This is a genomic window from Rhodococcus sp. 05-2255-1e (assembly GCF_002259025.1).
GTDB lineage: Bacteria > Actinomycetota > Actinomycetes > Mycobacteriales > Mycobacteriaceae > Rhodococcoides > Rhodococcoides fascians.
This window is the reverse complement of the sequence record NZ_NOZE01000033.1, coordinates 358,519-374,223: the sequence shown is the minus strand read 5'-3', so window position 1 is coordinate 374,223 and position 15,705 is coordinate 358,519. Positions and strand designations below refer to the sequence as shown.

The following is a 15,705-nucleotide window of genomic DNA, read 5'->3' as shown; positions in this document are numbered from 1 at the left end:
CCGAGCGCTACACCAGCGACGCCGAGAGGCCGCCGTCCAGAATGTAGTGACTGCCCGTGATCCATGTTGCGCGGTCCGAGGCCAGGAACAGCGTCACTTCTGCGATGTCCTCGGGTGTTCCCAGCCGTCCCTGCTTGGCGGCGACGAGATCGCCGAACGGGACCTGAGTTGCCGCTTCGAAGTCCGGAACGAGTCGTTCGACCATGGCGGTATCGGCGAATCCGGGGCATACCGCATTCACGCGTACTCCTGCGGCACGCATCTCGATGGCCGCGACGCGTGTCAGCTGAATGACGGCTGCTTTTGTGGCGCAGTACGACCCGAGCAGCGCCGTGCCGCCGACACCGGCCAGCGATGCAATGTTGACGATGTTGCCCTTCGACTCGACGAGTGCACCGATCGCGGCTTTCATCACCAGGAATGTGCCCCGCACATTGACGGCGTAAATCTTGTCGAAACTCTCGGTGGACTGCTGCAGCAACGGGGACGAGACCTCGATGCCCGCGTTGTTGACGACGATGTCCAGTCCGCCCAGAATCTCGACCGCACCGGCGACGGCTCGCTGTACCTGGCTCTCGTCGGAGACATCGCAGTTGGCGGTGCCCTCGGCACCGATTTCCTGGGCCGTCGTCGCTGCGACACCTTCGTCGATGTCACTGACCACGACGCGTGCGCCCCGCTCGATGAACATCCGGGAGATGGCTTTTCCGATTCCGGCACCGGACCCGGTGACGAAGACTCGTTTGCCCTCGAACTCGCTCATACTGTGCTTCCCTTCGCTGGTGACGGTGCAGACATCGTGCTGCGTACTTCGGTCTTGAGGATCTTTCCCACCTTCGAGCGGGGCAGATCGGTCCATATCTGAATCTCCTTGGGAGCCTTGACACTCCCGATCCGCGCCTTGACGTGTGCGATCAGATCCTCGGGGGACGCGTCGCGACCGGGGCGCAGAAGCACTGCAGCCGTGACTCGTTCACCCCACTTGTCGTCGGGAAGGCCGACGACTGCGCATTCCTTCACCGAGGGATGCGACAGCAGGGCCTGTTCCACCTCGGCCGAGTACACGTTGAATCCTCCGGTGATGATCATGTCCTTGGCACGATCGACGACGTAGAGGTAACCGGCCCGATCGAGATACCCGATGTCTCCGGTGTGGTGCCAGCCATGCGCACCGACTTCGGCTGTGGCGTCGGGATTCTCGTGATATCCCTGCATCACGAGAGGTCCTCGAACCACGATCTCGCCGCGCTCCTCGCGATCGAGCAGGCGGCCGTCCTCGTTCATGATCGCCACCGTCGTCAGTGGCGTCGGCTTGCCCGCCGAGGTCAACCGTTCGACCGCGATGGAACCGTCACTCCGGAAGTGATCGGCCGGTGCGAGCGTCGCGATCATGTTCGGTGCCTCGGTCTGCCCGAAGAGCTGCCCCAGCACCGGCCCGATTCGGGTCAGCGCCTCCTCCAACCGTGTCGGTGACATCGGCGCAGCCCCGTACCAGAGGCATCGGAGCGACAACAGATCCCGCGTGTCGAGGTCGGGATGGTCGAGTACGCCGTAGATGACCGTCGGCGGCAAGAATGCGTGAGTGATCCGGTGGTGCTCGATGAGTGAGAGAAACTGGCCGATGTCCGGAGCCGGCATCACGACGACGTGCCCGCCCAGGCTCAGGATGGGGAATGTCAGTACCCCCGCCGAATGGGTCAACGGTGCCAGTGCGAGGTATCGGGGCCGGTCCCCGAACGGGTAGCTCATCAGTGCCGTAGCCGTCGAGGTCATCATGTTCTCTTCGGTGAGTCTGACGCCCTTCGGTTTTCCCGTCGTTCCGCCGGTTCCGGCGATCATGGCGAGCCCGTCGGCCGGTCGCCTGTCGACGACCGAGTCCGAGCGGTGCTCGACGAGCCATTGGTCGTACGACAGTGCTCCCGGCACCTCGCCGTCCAGGCAGACGAGCCACTCCAGTTGCGGCAGGTGGTCTCTGATGCGGCCGACCAGATCCGCGAATGCTTTCTGGAAGAACAGGAATCGGCACCCGAACAGATCGAACAGTTGGCGATTCTCGTCGGCCTCGTTTCGCGGATTGATCGGACACCACACTGCTCCTGCGCGGGAGATCGCAAAAACGCAGGTCAAGGCGAGAGGGTCGTTGCCGGAGAGCACCGCAATACGATCCCCGGTCTCGATACCGTTGTGTTGCAATGCTCCTGCGATGGAGACCGTGTCGTCGTAGACCTCGCCGTAGCTCTTCGTGGTGTCAGCCATGGTGAGGCAGGGGGCGTCTCGGCCCAGGGACATGCCCTTGTCGAGGTAGTCGGATAGCCGCATCGGCCGGGTCCTCAGCTGTGTGCTGTGACGACGGGGTCGAGCACCAGACCGAAGGCGCGGAGCACGCCTAGCAGTTCGCGGTGTCCGAATGCCTGGCAGCTCGAGGCGAATCCGACCTTCTTGGGCGGCCCCTGCAATACGTGTGCTGCCGCGAATGCGTTGAGCAGAGCGGTCTGCTTGTAGTTGCAGTTGCCGTGAATCACCGTGTGCACGCGGCCGAGTGGGCCCGATGCGTAGACCGAGTCGAGGGAGGTGTTGATGCGGGGATTCTCCCGCGGCGGTGTCTCACTGCGCACCGACGCCGACACCGTGTCGATGATGTCGTACTTCTCGGCGTCGGTCTTGCCTTCCATCTGCGCCATTGCGCCGGCGATGATCTGAGGCACGGCGAGCATGAGGGGCTTGTTCATCACCCCGCCGTAGGCGCGTGCGTTCGCGACTCGGGGATCGTTCTTGAACCACACCGGATGCGACGTGCCGCCCCACGGCAGCGCCAAGCCCAGATCGTGCTGGCCCGGCACGACCACCTGGAACACCCCGTCGTCGGGCCATTCCACGTACTCGTTCTGTTCGAGGTAGTACGCCTTGGAGAAGGCGGCATTGGTGAGGATGGTGTTGGTCGATGCGACCGTCGGATGTCCCTTCCAGAAGACCTCGATGTCGAGGGTGTCCAGACCCGGGGTCTCGAGGCAGATGTTGGCCGCGATCTCGCCGATGCTGTACATCTGCGCCAAACCCGGTGTCAGAACGATGTTTCGGGCGGCGAAGTCTGCGCCGTACTTCTTCTCGGCATCGATGATCCAGTCCTGCTCACCGGTGGTGTCGGTGTAGTGCGCACCGATCTCGATGCATGCCTGCGCCACCTCGTGTCCGAACCGCGAGAACGGACCGACCGTGTTGAGCACGATCTCGGCTCCTCGAAACGCGTCTGCCAGTGCGGAAGCCGTGTGCTCGACCTCGACGACATCGTATTCGACCGTCTCGACGCCGGGGACGGCGTCGACGATGCCCTTGACTCGGCTTTCGTCGCGGCCGGCGGCCAGGAAGGGAATGTTGTACTCGCGCAGGTATTCGCAGATCAGTCGCCCGGTGTATCCCGATGCCCCGTAGACGACGACGCGCTTGTCGGTTGGCATGAAGAGTCCTCTCGTGATCGGCCGTCGTCGGACGGGCCGAGGTTGATCGAGCCGTGAAGCACCGGAGGCAGGTGTGCATCCACCCCTCTGACGTGTGCTGCGGATCACACTAAGTTAGAATTTGTACACACGTCAAGGTTTTTCTTGACGACTGCCCAGAATCCGGTTTTCGACGGCCGGGCATACACTGATCAGCGAAACGCCGCGCGGAAAGGACACCGAACATGACCCAGACGGTCGATCCGCGCGCGCGCATCGAAGAACGCGCCCGCAACAAGTTCGAGTCCAAGCGAACCGAGCTGGCCGAGGCGACGCTCCACACGCTGGCCGAGCTGGGGTACGCCCGCACGTCGTTGCGGGAGATCGCGCAGAACTCCGAGTACTCGCACGGCGTTCTGCACTACTACTTCACCGACAAGCTCGACCTCATCACCCACGCAGTTCGCCAGTACGAGGCCATCTGCGTCACCCGGTACGACGAGGTGGTGGCCAACGCCGTCGACGCCCCCGGCCTGTACGCGGACTTCGAGACGAGGTACTTCGCCACCCTCGTGGCGGACGCCGGAATTCATCGACTCTGGTACGACCTCCGCAACCAAGCCCTGTTCGACGGTTCCTTTCGAGGCGACGTCCTGGACATCGAGGAACGTCGCGAAGACATGATCTGGCGCGTGGTGACGAAGTACTGCGAACTACGCGGCTCCGAATCGGCCCTCGACCGCCCCTCCGCCTACATCCTGCTCGACGGGATCTTCCAACGCGCCTTGCTGCACCATCTGGCGGGCAACACATCCGAAGTCGACGCAGCCCGAGCGCAATTGACGGCCGCGTTCGCGTTGTTGGACCATCCCAACGTCACGACTTCGTGATCTTCTCCAACGGGTAACCGCCGACCACCACGACGACGAAGACGTAAGCAGCCAGACCGGCCAGCTCCCAGGTCGTTCTTTCGCGGTGAAAGTCGGAGCCGATCCATACGATTGGCACCACAGCCATCACGGAACTGACCGTGCACCAGATTCCAACCGATCGATTGGCTCGTGCACGCAGTCGGGGTGTCGATTTCACCGCGTCCGACACTCGTGCACCGTAGTAGTCGGGATGCGTTGCTCTGTCACGGAATCCGACGGACGCCGCGTACGCGAACGCGACGAACCACAGCATGAGCATCAGTATCAGCACGGTGTTCATGGGCTATGTTGCGGACGCTCGACGTCGACTCTTCAGTTCACGGTAATTCCGAATCGTGTTGGAGCAAGCCCACGCCGCAATGAGCGGCACCAGGAATCCGGCTGATGCGGTAGCGGTCACGAACACCAGAACAACGACGGCGTAGGCAATCAGTGTCACCACCACCGCGTCGACTTTCCGCCCGATCGACGGCCCCGGTGTGACGACGATTCCTGGGAACCTCGGAGAGTCGGCCAGTGTGCGAACTGCCGCAACACATGCAGCGAGACCGCCCACGACCAGGAACGAGAACAGCAACACTTCACCGAAGCCCGTGTCGGCCCAGTCTATTCGTGGGTCGAAGATCCCGTGGATCAGCGATGAGAGGGTCTGCACCGACGCGAAGTACCCCAGATACAGCAGCACAATGGGTCCCGCGAGCCCTGCTACTGCTCCCCGATCGGCCATACCGAACGGTATCAAATCGGGGCGACGTCAGCGGGAAGTTATGTTTTTCGTTTCGATCACCGTCGCGAACTCGCCGTGCAGGTTGGTTGCCGTGATGGCAGACAGTGTTGCGGCAGGTACGACTGTCCCGTCGGGCGCGACGCGATCGAAGGTGTGCGTCGCGTCTATGACGAAGTAGGTGTCGTAGCCGAGATTCCCGGCCATCCTCGCGGTGGTCTCGCAACAGTGATTGGTGGTGATTCCGCAGATGACCACCTGGTCGATGTCCTCGCCGCGTAGCCAGGCGTCCAGATCGGGAGTTCCGTAAAAGCTCGAATTGACGCGTTTACGAACGAGCAGATCCGGAGTCCCGTCGAGCATGTCCTTGAAGCGATGCCCGTCCTGCGTCGGCGACAACGGCGACTGTGGATTGTCGGAATCGTGCTGAACGAATACCACCGGCCAAGCCAGAGATCGCCAGAACTCAACGAGCTCAGCAATATTGGCCTCGCACGACGGGTTGTCCCGCGGACCCCAGAATTCCGAATCGTCGAAACCGGCCTGCACATCGACGACGATAAGTGCAGGTCGGCTGAGGGACATCGATAGAGCCGTCATTCTGACCAGACTAGTCGCGAACACAGGCGCAAACCATCATGCTGGGTGGCCCCTTACCCACCCTCGTTTCCGTTCGATCAGCACACGGTAGTGCAAGGTATGCTGTGCACCGTTCTGCGTGAATTGTACTGAGCTGCACTGTGACCGAGTGAATGCTCGGAACGCTGCTCACCACGCAGGAGAAGGGCCGGAAGACCGCCGACCCGCGGTACGTGCTCGCCTCGACCGAAAACTACCTACTACCCGGCATGTGGCATGCTATTCGACTAGGTCGAACTCCCAATTGACGCGTTGAATCTCCAAATCCACCAACCGAATCTGCTTGGCAACATCATCTGCGGCAGAACGTAATTCGGCAACCGGAAGAGCTGCGACGTAGACCAATTCCGACCTCAGTTGACGTGGGCCGTATCTGTGCTCCTGGTTGCGTCCCGATGCTGCGTCCGCGGCCGCAGAGATCGCCTTGTGTCGCATACGCAGCACGTCGCGGGACGCGAGCGCATCGGTGATGGTTCCATCCCGCACCGCGGCAGCACTGTTGGTTCGGTTGATCCTACGGATGAGAACTTCGAGACGATCGAGCGCGGAGTTGTACTCGGACAACAAGATCGCTGCATCCTCAGCCGGTGATTCACCGTCTTGATGGCGAGCGTTCGCCAGAATCCGAACCTTCAGATGTTCGGTGCGCTTGATCAGTTCCCCTCGTTCAGCGAGGGCCTCGGCAAGCTTCATGATCTGCACCTCGGTGTAGTGGAACCGGAGGTGGGATAGCTACGGGCGCTCATGCGCCTTTCGACGTGTCGAATGTGTTCATGACTCAAGAAGTACCACAGTTCTGTGGCCGGCGATAGGCCTGCTTTCAAGATCCGGTTGGGAAATCGGAACGCCCCGGGTCGATGCTCGTCGAGCATCCACCCGGGACTTCAGTCGAATTATCGCGTCGCGAGTTCGTAGATCAGTAGTCCGGAGAGCGAGAGGATGGAGAGGAAGCCGAGCACGCCGAGTGCGTTCTTCCACCACGTGTTTCGGAGATCGCCCATAAGTTGGCGGTTGTTGCTCATCACGTAGATCAGGAAGCCGAGGAATGGTGCCACCAGCACGGTCAGAGCTTGAGCGACGATGATCAGTTGGATCGGCGACGACGTGAACATGATTGTGATCGCAAGACCGAATGCCAGGATGGCGGCGCAGGTCATCTTGGCCGTAGGGGTACTGGGTGACGCTCCCCGGCCCAGTGCGTCGGAGAGCATCGTGCCACCGGCGGTTGCGTTGGCCACCATCGACGAGAATGCGGCACCGGAGAGTCCGAGAGCGAAGATGGTCGAACCGACCGGACCGGCAATGGGTTCGAATATCTTGGCGAGGCCGACCAGTGTCGCTGCCTCGGTGTCCTGGCGTCCCAGAACAGCTGCGGCGACCACGATGACGAGCGCGGTCATGATGCCGGGGGCAACGATGCCGGGAATAGTGTCCGCGATCGAGGTCTGACGGTATTCGGCCCGAGTTCGTCCGCGCTCGTGAATGCCGTAGGAGGTGAAGAATGCGGCGTTGAGCGAGAAGTTGGTACCCACGAGTGCGACGATCAGCAACAGGCTGCCCGGTGGAGCGGTGGGGACGACTCCACTGACGGCTGTGTACCAGTCGGGTTTTGCGATGACGGCACTGATGACGAACGCAGCACCGAGAAGCCCGACGATTACCAGAAGTACACGCTCTACAACTCGATACACGTTGCGAAACAACAGAATCAGGGCGACGAACACGGTGCAGGCGATGGTCCATATCAGTGGTGAACCACCGAACACCATCGAGAGCCCGAGGCCAGAGCCGACGGCGTTACCCACCGAGAAGCACAGCGTGATGATGAAGACGCCGAATCCCGCAGCGACGCCGACCTTCTGGCCGAGGACGTCTTTGACGGAGCTGATCATCGACTTCGGGGTGCGAATGCCGAGCCGGACACTCATGTCCGCGTACACCAGCATGAACACCGTCGAGAGCACGATGACCCAGATCAGGCTGTAGCTGTACTTGCTGCCGGCTTCGACGGCGCTGGCGAGGTTGCCGGGGCCGAATTGCCATGCACCGGCGATGAATGCGGGGCCGGCCATCGCGATGGTGCTCAGGAAGGCTTTCCATTTGCCGGAGCGGGGTGCGGGAGTTTGCGAAGTTCGCACGGCTGCGGACGGTACCACCGGTGTTGCGTGGTGCTGACTCATTGCGAGCCCTTTCTCGAAGCACTTTTCGAGCCGGCGACGCGGAGCACGTCTGCTGTCGGCCTGATGTGGCAAGGGGCGAATACGTGGGGTGGATCTGATGCAGAGCTCGGCAGTCCAACCGAACGGACTCGACCCGGTCCGCGTGTGCGGTGATGCATGCCGAAAGAAGTGGTGCTCGGTGCCCTTCCGGGCCGTAGCGGCTACTACGGAAGGGCACCGAGGGTAGGGAGTGACCGTCGACCGGGTCAGACCAGCGCAGGTACTACCGAGCCGAGGTTCGCGGAATCGAGTGCCGCTGCGATCTCCTCGTGGGCACCCGCAGCGAGCGGAAGCAGTGGTGAACGCACGGTGGCGTGTTCGAGGATGCCGCGGTGCACGAGGCCTTCCTTGAGGGCGACGGTGCCTTCCATGTGGGATCCGCGGTGGTAGACGTTCGCGGTGACGGGCAGCAGCCGGTCGTGAATGGCGCGCGCTGCCGGGTAGTCCTTGGCCTTGCCTGCCGCGATGAGCTCGACGAGCGGCTCGGGTGCGAGGCCGCCGTACCCCACCAGCAGGCCGTCGACGTCGAACATGGTGTGCAGCAGGTACTCGTCGTGGCAGCTGAGGATCTGCAGTTCAGGGTTCTCCTTGCGCAGCACCGGAATCTCGCGATCCCAACGACGCATGTTGCGGACACCGTTCTTGGTGGCGAAAACGCCCTCCTGAGCGGCAATTTCGAGCTGGGTGTCGAGGTTGTACGTCGCCTTGGTGACGTCGGGGTACTGGAACAGGATGAGCGGCAAGCCCGAGCCTTCGTACAGTGCCTTGTACCGATCCTGCGGCGCACCGTCCTGGTATCCGAAACGCAGCCATCCGTGCGACGGGTAGACCAGACCGGCGGATGCACCGGCGTCGACTGCACGCTTGGCTTCCTCGACCGATACGGCGGTGCCCTCACCGGTGATGCCGGCGACGATCGGGAGCTTGCCGTCCACCGAATCGCGGAACGCACCGATGACCTTGGCCTGCTCGGCCTGCGTGAGGAATGTGCCCTCGCCTGCATGGCCGAGGACGACCAGGCTCTTGACCCCGTCGACACTGCCGAGCCACGACCCGAGTCGCTGTATCGCGTCGTAGTCGACCTCGCCGTCGCGGGTGAAGGGCGTGATCGGTGCCGGGCTGAGTCCGCGGAGATCGAGTGCATTCATGGTGACGTCCTTTTCGAGAGGCGGTTGGGAACGTTGTCGGGAACGTTTGCATGACGCTAAACCCGCGACCCCGAATGTGTCAACCATCACTTCGCCGACCGAGAGGTGACAGGGCTCGCACACGGCACCGACCCCTCATGCAACACTTCATGCAAACGTTCCTGGGACGTTTGCATGTGCGATCAGCTGGGGATCGGTAAGTTCGGTCCTGTCGTGCGATCAGACCGATCGATCAAGGAGGTGTGGATGCGTCCCACTCGAACCGGGCTCTCGGCGGAACGGACGGACGTCGTCACGCTCCGCGACGTCGCCAAGGCGGCGGGCGTCAGTGTGTCGACGGTCAGCCGCGTGCTCGACGACCGCGTCGCCCCCTCCCGTACCGCGACGGCCGTCCGGGTGCGAGAGATCGCCGAGCAGCTGGGCTATCGGCGCAACACGTTCGCGTCCAACCTCAGGCGCGGTGCAACGGCGACCATCGGAGTGTTGGTTCCCCGCCTGTCCGACACCGTCATGGCCCTGATGTTCGAGGCGATCGATCGGGCCGCGGGTAAAGACGGCTATCACGCCATCGTCGCGACCAGTGGCGACGATCCCACCGACGAGTGGAACGCCGCGCAGTCCCTGCTCGAACGCAATGTGGACGGCGTCGTTCTCGCCACCAGCCGAACCGACGATCCTCTCCCCAGCCACCTGCGCGACAACGGCATTCCGCACGTTCTCGTCCTACGAACCGACGGCAAGAGTCCGTCGTCCATCGGCGACGACGAGACAGGCGGGTACCTGGCAGTTCGACACCTCATCGATCTGGGCCACACCGACATCGCGGTTCTGACCGGCCCGCTGTTCACCTCCAGCGCCGTCGGACGGCTCGCGGGTGCCCGCCGTGCTTTCGACGAGGCCGGCGTGTCAACGCCGTCGGAGTGGACGGTGGAAACCGGTTACGGAATCGAAGCAGGCGCGCGCGCAGGACACGAATTGTTCGACGCCACAGAGCGTCCCACCGCGGTGTTCGCGGCCAACGACAATCTTGCCCTCGGTGTGTTGTCCGCAGCTCACCGCCACAATCTGGCCGTCGGCGTGGACCTGTCACTCGTCGGATACAACGACATTCCCCTCGCCCAATTGCTGCCGGTGCCGTTGACGTCGGTGCGTACCGCGTTCGATCAGATCGCCGGCACCGCGATGGATCTGCTGATCAACGGAACCGACGACTCGGCGGCCGTTCACAAAGCGCTCCCCACCCTGATACCCAGGCAATCGTCGAGCCGAGCAATCCGCTGACAAAACGTACCGGTCTGTCCGTGTCGAGTTCCTTGTATCAGGTACAACGATCTATCGTGTAGGCCATGACGTCGTCCAGTTTTCGGCCGCTCTACGCGCGGTCAGACTCGGACGTGCGCGCAGAGAACGCCCCGGAGTCGGCCATCCGGGAGACGCAACCGGAAGTGCATGCGACGCGCGTTGGCCGGCTCGGTTGGCGCTGGTTCCTCGCGTCGGCCATCGCCGCGTGCGTCGCGGTCGTTGCGCACGCCTACTTCTTGGGATGGACGACCCCCTTCGGTCTGTTCGGCAACGGAATCGACACCATCGTCTATCGACACGGTGCGTACGTCGTTCAGCATGGCGAACCGCTGTACGAGTTCGCATTGTTCGACATCGGCCTACCGTTCACCTACCCGCCCTTCGCGGCGTTGGCCTTCGCCCCGCTCGCCCTCCTCTCGGTCACGAGCGCTGTGACGGTGGTCCAGGCGATCAATCTGTTGCTGATCTACGCGGCCGTGGTCGCGAGCTGGCGCGCGCTCGGATATCGAAGCGCAACAATGTATCTCGTCAGTGTCGGATTGGCAGTGGCACTGACGTGGCTTGAGCCCGTCCGCATGACCATCTGGCTCGGCCAGATCAATGTGCTTCTACTGGTTTTCGTTCTGCTCGATCTCACCCGCGGCGAGGGCAGTCGGCTCCGCGGTGTGGGGGTCGGCATCGCTGCAGGACTGAAATTGACGCCCGCATTCTTCGTGCTTCATCTACTGGCACAGAGACAGTGGCGAGCAGCCGTCACCGCGATCGCCGCGTTCACGGTGACCGTGCTTGCAGGACTGATCGTCATTCCCGCAGATTCGTGGAGATTCTGGACGTCGACGATGATCGACTCGGAACGAATCGGCGCACTTGCCTCACCCGCCAACCAGTCGATTCATGGCGTGTTGGCTCGACTGTGGCCGGGCAACACACCTCCATTTGCTGTGTGGCTGGTGCTCGCCCTCGTCGTCGCCGCCCTGGCGCTGTGGGTGGCGGCACGCGCACAGGCAGCCGGAAAGACGTTGCTGGCCCTGACGATATGTGGAATGGCGACGCCGATGGTCTCGCCTTTCGCGTGGGGCCATCACTGGGTGTGGTGCATTCCGCTGACCGTCCTCGCCCTCGACTACGCCAACCGACACCGAACCTGGTGGAGTTGGCTGGCCCCGATCGCCGTGACCACGCCGATGATTGCGTGGTACTTCACCGACTACCGCGGCATCAAGGCCATCGGTATCTTCATGTTCGAGGGCTCCCCCGCCTTCGAGTTCGCCGTCCAATTCACCTATCCCGCGGTGTTTCTGGCGACCCTCGTCGTGGTTTTCGTCGGCCTGAGGATCAGGCCCACTGCGGGCCATGACGATGCTCGCCAATAGGCGCACACGCGTCCGCCCGATGTTGCTGCGTCCATGACCGATTCGTGGAAACTCCTCTGCGCGTCGGCAATTCTTGTTCTCCTCACGGCCTCGTGCGCCAGCGAGATCGGCAAGCCCAGGTCCATGGACAGCGATGAAGTAACGCACAATCTGCAACGCATAGCGTTCACAGTTCCGGATGGCTTCGAGTTCGCGCAGGGTGCGACGCATTCGGAGTTCTCGGGTCAGCCCGCCTGGTCGGCTCGATTCGATGCACCGGACGAATTCGGTGACGGACTCACGCTATCGGCGGCCAACCCGTCTTATCCTCCGCTTCAGCCTTTCGCGTGCCAGACGGTGCCCCCGGGAAGCTGGGCGGGGGTGAACTTCACGTGTGAGTCGGAGATGCTGACCACCTCTGTCGGACCGAAGAGCACGACAGAGGTGGTGACCGTCCTGCTCACCAGGGATGGTCAGCGATCATCTCTGTACATCTACTGCCCAGGACATTGACGCGACATCCGGCCGTGCCCGAGCCCCACCCAGATTTGCAAACCGACTCGTCTGTCGAAATCGCGAGGACAGCGCTACGATCTTCGATACAACGGACCGAGCGGTCTTGGACATGGAGGGACACAATGCCGTATTTCGGTTTGCTGGTCATGCTGCTGTGGGTGTTCTGTCTGATCGACGCGATCACCGCAGACGAGGGTGGCATCCGGTATCTGCCCAAGATCGTCTGGATTCTGCTCATCGTCTTCCTCCCGTTCGCTGGGTCCTTGGCCTGGCTCGTTGCGGGCCGACCCGTCGGCGCTGGGATCTGGGGAGGTGCGGGCGGGTCCGGTTACGGTCGCGCGAGCAACTCCGCGTACCCCGAGTACGAGACGCGGCCGGGCCGTCAGGCCGCCCAGAATCCGGATGCGGACGCCGAATTCCTCCGGCAATGCCGCGAACGCGCCGAGGAACAGCGACGCATCGAACGCGAGCGTCGTAAGCGCGATCTCGGGTTCTAAGACGCTGCTACTCGACAGGATCGTGGGAATGCGCTCGATCGTTCTGATTCTCACCACCCTCGGCTTCGTGGTGGGGCTGCTTCCCATTGGCGGTCACCTCGTCGAGCTGGCGTTGGCCCCTGACATCGCATCACCCGAGATCTATTACGGCACGTACACGCCGCTGTCCGGAGTCACGATGAATTCGGACTACGTGAATGCGCTGGACCTGTCCTTCGAGGTGCGGTCACGCATTTGGTTGTGGCTGTGGCTCGCTCCGTTCGCGGGATCGGCGATAGGAGCGGTCCTCGCCGTTGTTCTGTACTGCAATGGTTTTCGTATCACACGCAGGCGCGACGCCGACTAGCGATCAGCGCTGTATCGCAGGCGAGTCGATGGCTCCCCATCTCGACGGTGGCAGCACGATGAATCTGGCCCGCCTTGCCTATCACGTTCTCGATGGGGACCGTTCCGCCCAGTTCGTCACGGGAGTGTGCCCTCGAATCTGCTGAGCCGCTTCGATTGTCGCCCATCATCCACAGATTGCCGGACGGTACGGTCACCGGCCCGAAACAGCGACCGGACTGCGGAACTGTTGCGCAGTTGAGTGTGTCCGCGTCGTAGGGGAAGTCGAACGCGACGTAGGGCTCGTCGAGCGGCTGCCCGTCGACCTCGACTCTTCCTTGCACATCGCAACACTGGACGGTTTGCCCGCCTGTTGCGATCACCCGTTTCACGAGGTCGTTCTCGTCGGGCGCGACGAGTCCGGCCCACGATCCCGCGTCCTGCAACGCCTTCACTCCTGCGTTGCTCGATCGGCTCGACGTGTATCCCCTGTTCCACGACTCCGTCGGAGCCTTGAACACCACCACATCACCCGGCTGCGGATCTCCGAATCGAAACGTCATCTTGTCCACCACGATTCGATCGCCGGTACAACCGGGACAGCCGTGCAGCGTGGGTTCCATGGACTGCGACGGGATGAGATAGACACGGCCGACAAAAGTTTGCAGCAGCACACTCAGTAACAATGCGACCACGACCAGAACCGTCAACTCTCGTAACCAGGACGGCACCCGACGACGGGTCGCATCGGAATTCGCAGCGGCAGTCATACCAGCAGCCTAGGGCCACAAGTTTGCGTATCGTACTGAGCATGTTGTTTCTCGGCCTCCTGATCGCCGCCATCAGCGCGGCCACGATGACTGTCGCGACGCTGCAGCTGTCACAGGTGAACGAGGGCCACTATCTGCCGATGACCATAGGCAAATTCGCAGTTCGTTCACCGGGGACAGTGACGGCCCTCCGAGTGGGTGCGCAGGCCATCGCGGCCGTGGGTGCATGGATAGTGGCTGTAGCGGTCCACAACCTGACGACTGCTTCTGCTGCCCTCGTGCTTCCAGCGGCGGCCCTGATCCTGCCGATCGCCATACCGGTACTGGTGATCACCGCCCAACACAACCGGAGCCTGACGACGTCGGGTATCTGACGCCGACTCACCTACCCACCATGTTGTTTCGGTTCATACTGGGCCGGTGAAACTTGTCGGAGTGAGCGCGGTCGTTGTGGTGTTGCTCGCGTGCGCCTGCTCCCCCGTCGAAGTGGACGTGCCGAAGTCGCCGGTCGCATCGATCAGCCCGACGCAATTCGCCTCTCCGCCACCGCCCATCACCGACGATGTCCCGACCGCAGCCCAGTTGACGGCTCTGTTCGCAGCGAGCGTGGACTACTCGATTCGCGAAGAAGATCGAGCTCGATTGTTCGACGGGCCGGCCGAGAACAACGTGCGGCTCGCACGCGCCTGGGGCGCTCAGCCGGATCCGCAACACATCGAATTCACAACCGTCGCTTCGACCGGTCCCGATTCGGTGGAGGCCATGGGTGTCGGAACTTTCCGAAGCATGGACAGTTATCCCGTCGGACCGATGTCATTCGTGCGATACGACAATCAGTGGAGAGTTCCGCGTGATATCGCCTGCCTCTTGGTGGGCGCGTTCGACGGCCCTGACGCCTGTCGGTGAGCGTGTCCTCGGCGCGTTCACCGGTTCGGACTGAACCGCTCCAGCCGGAGTCAGTTGACCTCGGGCGCAAGGAAGTACGCGAACACGTAACTGATTGCAGTCAACGCAATTGTCACCATCAGCTGTATCGGCGGCTCCGCGCTGTCCGAAGCGACCATCCCCGAGGCAGCGCTGGCCCATGCAGAGAGCCCGGCAACGAACAGTGTCACCACTGCCGCAGTGCACAGGGCAAATCGGTGTCGCCATTGTGTGCGACCGCTCGGTGGCCACGGCACCGCAGTCTTCAGTGCGTACTTGCCGCCGACCACCGCCGCGAATCCCACCAGCAGTCCACCGATTGCACCGAGTACGGCTGGGAGAGTCAGATCCAACCACTTGCCATCGATGACCGGTGCGATGAGTACCGCAGACGTGACTGCCCCACTCCCGGCGGCCACGCACAGCTCTCTGCCGACCCAGTCCATGGGACTCACCCAAACACATGGCCTCACCACCCTCGAATCGGGTGCAGCTGACCGCGCTGGTGAGCGCGGCTATCTGCACCCGATTCAGGTGGATTGGGAGGCAACGGGTGCCCACGCCGAACTGCTCCGGCCGAGTCACGAAACGGGACTGCACCCCGCCGCAAACGCGCGCGCTTTCGTCGAATGGCCCTCTCTGGCGGTCGAAATTGGCGACGAATCCGCACGCACCTGACGAATGCGCTCGCGTTTGCGGCGCAATCCGGACCAACGCCGCCCCACGGGCATCAACCTAAGACCGCATCCGTCCGTCTATTCGCCGGATGGCCTTCCATCCCGCAGGAGTAGCGACGGTGCAGATGATCGCGCCGAACATGATTCCCTGACTCAGGGCCGACCAGTGGCCGGGGCTGTCTCCGAACACCGGCCACTTGTAGATGATCGCGAGTACAGCAAGGAAGACAACAGCGCGCAAAACTCG

18 protein-coding genes and 1 pseudogene are annotated in these 15,705 nt (G+C 62.6%); 7 read left to right on the top strand and 12 right to left on the bottom strand.

The window, feature by feature from the left end:
• Positions 1-7: 7 nt before the first annotated feature.
• The 3 genes from CH262_RS20730 to CH262_RS20720 are packed head-to-tail and all read right to left on the bottom strand — an operon-like array spanning position 8 to position 3,455.
• Positions 8-763: an SDR family NAD(P)-dependent oxidoreductase gene (locus tag CH262_RS20730; RefSeq protein WP_048317602.1), complete on the bottom strand. Its 756-nt coding sequence runs from the start codon at positions 761-763 to the stop codon at positions 8-10.
• The gene (locus tag CH262_RS20725; protein WP_094718331.1) at positions 760-2,319 is read right to left on the bottom strand and encodes an AMP-binding protein; all 1,560 of its coding nucleotides are present in this window, start codon (positions 2,317-2,319) and stop codon (positions 760-762) included. Before CH262_RS20725 ends, CH262_RS20730 begins: the two co-directional genes overlap by 4 nt.
• Before the next feature lie 11 nt (positions 2,320-2,330).
• Positions 2,331-3,455 (bottom strand): DUF5938 domain-containing protein, encoded by a 1,125-nt coding sequence (locus CH262_RS20720; RefSeq protein ID WP_094718330.1) that lies wholly within the window; start codon positions 3,453-3,455, stop codon positions 2,331-2,333.
• Positions 3,456-3,679: 224 nt separating this feature from the next.
• Here CH262_RS20720 and CH262_RS20715 point away from each other — a divergent pair, with 224 nt between their 5' ends.
• The gene (locus CH262_RS20715; RefSeq protein WP_094718329.1) at positions 3,680-4,324 is read left to right on the top strand and encodes a TetR/AcrR family transcriptional regulator; all 645 of its coding nucleotides are present in this window, start codon (positions 3,680-3,682) and stop codon (positions 4,322-4,324) included.
• Here CH262_RS20715 and CH262_RS20710 read toward each other — a convergent pair.
• The 6 genes from CH262_RS20710 to CH262_RS20685 form a co-directional block, all read right to left on the bottom strand.
• Positions 4,311-4,646: a hypothetical protein gene (locus CH262_RS20710; RefSeq protein WP_094718328.1), complete on the bottom strand. Its 336-nt coding sequence runs from the start codon at positions 4,644-4,646 to the stop codon at positions 4,311-4,313. The two genes, CH262_RS20715 and CH262_RS20710, sit on opposite strands and share 14 nt — an antisense overlap.
• Positions 4,647-4,649: 3 nt before the next feature.
• Positions 4,650-5,093: a hypothetical protein gene (locus CH262_RS20705; protein ID WP_094718327.1), complete on the bottom strand. Its 444-nt coding sequence runs from the start codon at positions 5,091-5,093 to the stop codon at positions 4,650-4,652.
• Between the two features lie 27 nt (positions 5,094-5,120).
• On the bottom strand, positions 5,121-5,690 hold the full coding sequence (locus CH262_RS20700) for a cysteine hydrolase family protein (protein WP_256988893.1): 570 nt from the start codon (positions 5,688-5,690) through the stop codon (positions 5,121-5,123).
• Positions 5,691-5,948: 258 nt separating this feature from the next.
• Entirely contained in the window at positions 5,949-6,422 is a 474-nt protein-coding gene (locus CH262_RS20695; RefSeq protein WP_048318093.1) for a DIP1984 family protein, read from the bottom strand.
• Positions 6,423-6,622: 200 nt separating this feature from the next.
• Positions 6,623-7,801, bottom strand: coding sequence for an Nramp family divalent metal transporter (locus tag CH262_RS20690; RefSeq protein WP_094718446.1), 1,179 nt, complete (start codon positions 7,799-7,801; stop codon positions 6,623-6,625).
• 353 nt (positions 7,802-8,154) lie between these two features.
• Positions 8,155-9,096 carry a dihydrodipicolinate synthase family protein gene (locus CH262_RS20685; RefSeq protein WP_094718325.1) on the bottom strand — a complete coding sequence of 314 codons (942 nt, stop codon included), beginning with the start codon at positions 9,094-9,096 and terminating at the stop codon, positions 8,155-8,157.
• Between the two features lie 246 nt (positions 9,097-9,342).
• On the opposite strand from CH262_RS20685, the gene CH262_RS20680 reads away from it, so the two are divergent.
• The 4 genes from CH262_RS20680 (at position 9,343) to CH262_RS20660 (ending at position 13,109) form a co-directional block, all read left to right on the top strand.
• On the top strand, positions 9,343-10,377 hold the full coding sequence (locus CH262_RS20680; RefSeq protein WP_094718445.1) for a LacI family DNA-binding transcriptional regulator: 1,035 nt from the start codon (positions 9,343-9,345) through the stop codon (positions 10,375-10,377).
• A gap of 65 nt (positions 10,378-10,442) precedes the next feature.
• On the top strand, positions 10,443-11,771 hold the full coding sequence (locus CH262_RS20675; protein ID WP_094718324.1) for a glycosyltransferase 87 family protein: 1,329 nt from the start codon (positions 10,443-10,445) through the stop codon (positions 11,769-11,771).
• Positions 11,772-12,388: 617 nt separating this feature from the next.
• Positions 12,389-12,763, top strand: coding sequence for a PLD nuclease N-terminal domain-containing protein (locus CH262_RS20665; protein WP_027495537.1), 375 nt, complete (start codon positions 12,389-12,391; stop codon positions 12,761-12,763).
• 28 nt (positions 12,764-12,791) lie between these two features.
• Positions 12,792-13,109 (top strand): hypothetical protein, encoded by a 318-nt coding sequence (locus CH262_RS20660; protein WP_057473528.1) that lies wholly within the window; start codon positions 12,792-12,794, stop codon positions 13,107-13,109.
• A gap of 3 nt (positions 13,110-13,112) precedes the next feature.
• Here the strand turns inward: CH262_RS20660 and lepB are convergent.
• A pseudogene (lepB, locus tag CH262_RS20655) lies at positions 13,113-13,857 on the bottom strand (signal peptidase I).
• A 41-nt stretch (positions 13,858-13,898) separates the two neighbouring features.
• Between lepB and CH262_RS20650 the strand changes: the two are divergent.
• Both CH262_RS20650 and CH262_RS20645 read left to right on the top strand, forming a co-directional pair.
• Positions 13,899-14,231, top strand: a complete 333-nt coding sequence (locus tag CH262_RS20650) for a hypothetical protein (protein WP_057473526.1) — start codon at positions 13,899-13,901, stop codon at positions 14,229-14,231.
• Positions 14,232-14,277: 46 nt separating this feature from the next.
• Positions 14,278-14,763, top strand: coding sequence for a hypothetical protein (locus CH262_RS20645; protein WP_057473525.1), 486 nt, complete (start codon positions 14,278-14,280; stop codon positions 14,761-14,763).
• 50 nt (positions 14,764-14,813) lie between these two features.
• On the opposite strand, the gene CH262_RS20640 is transcribed toward CH262_RS20645, so the two are convergent.
• Together CH262_RS20640 and CH262_RS20630 are read right to left on the bottom strand one after the other, a co-directional pair.
• On the bottom strand, positions 14,814-15,227 hold the full coding sequence (locus tag CH262_RS20640) for a hypothetical protein (protein ID WP_057473524.1): 414 nt from the start codon (positions 15,225-15,227) through the stop codon (positions 14,814-14,816).
• Between the two features lie 289 nt (positions 15,228-15,516).
• Entirely contained in the window at positions 15,517-15,699 is a 183-nt protein-coding gene (locus CH262_RS20630) for a hypothetical protein (RefSeq protein WP_027495532.1), read from the bottom strand.
• Positions 15,700-15,705: the final 6 nt, after the last annotated feature.